The following is a 761-nucleotide window of genomic DNA, read 5'->3' as shown; positions in this document are numbered from 1 at the left end:
TCCCGGCGTTGGGCTCATCTCGTGGCGGAGTTGGCGGGGCGAGCGGCCATCGACGTCATCGTTGGACAGCAAGCAACGTAGTGCTCACAGGCCTCTCAGCGGCCGACCGATAGCAGCCGATCGAAGCGACGGTGCGCAATTGCCCCCAGTCTCGCGTTCACACCGTTCTCATCCGCGCCAACGCCTCTGGACGCCTGTCCGCAAGTTGCGTGTCTCTCGCAAGTGATCGCTGCTGCTCTGGCGCGAGATAACTGCCGATCAAGAAGTTCCGCAAGACCAAAGCGCGGAGCAAGGCAAGTTAGCGGTACACTGTTATCGCCGTCTCGATACGTTGGGGCGGACGCCCTGCGCTCCCGCCTGGAACCCAAGGTTCAACTATGAACCGCATCCGATACTTGGTGAACTTGTCCTACGAGATCGCGGATCCCACGGCCGACTTCCTTTTGTGCATCGAAGCGGCGAGGACATGCCGGCAGTCGATAGTCTCCGAACACCTCGTGATCTCGCCAGAGATACTCGCTACACGCTACACCGACCCTGTCCTGTGCAACCGTATGCTGCGCATTCGGGCGAACAAGGGCCGCTTGGGAATTCGGTATGAGGCCGTAGTGGAGATCGACCATCGTCTCGATGATGGCGAAACGCTATCGCAGGTCGCGGTCGCCGACCTGCCTTTTGAAGTGCTGCCCTACCTGGCCCCGAGCCGTTATTGCGAATCTGACCGCATGATGGAATTTGCGATGCGCGAGTTTGGCGGCATG

The 761-nt window shown here is 60.2% G+C and carries 1 pseudogene; it reads left to right on the top strand.

The annotated features are described in order from the left end of the window. Positions 1-398: 398 nt before the first annotated feature. Positions 399-761 (top strand): annotated as a pseudogene (locus A9J21_RS15675) (transglutaminase family protein); the annotation flags it as partial.

It is taken from the genome of Cupriavidus sp. D384 (genome assembly GCF_001652915.1).
In the GTDB taxonomy this organism is placed as follows: domain Bacteria; phylum Pseudomonadota; class Gammaproteobacteria; order Burkholderiales; family Burkholderiaceae; genus Cupriavidus.
This window is presented reverse-complemented; position numbering and strand designations above follow the sequence as displayed.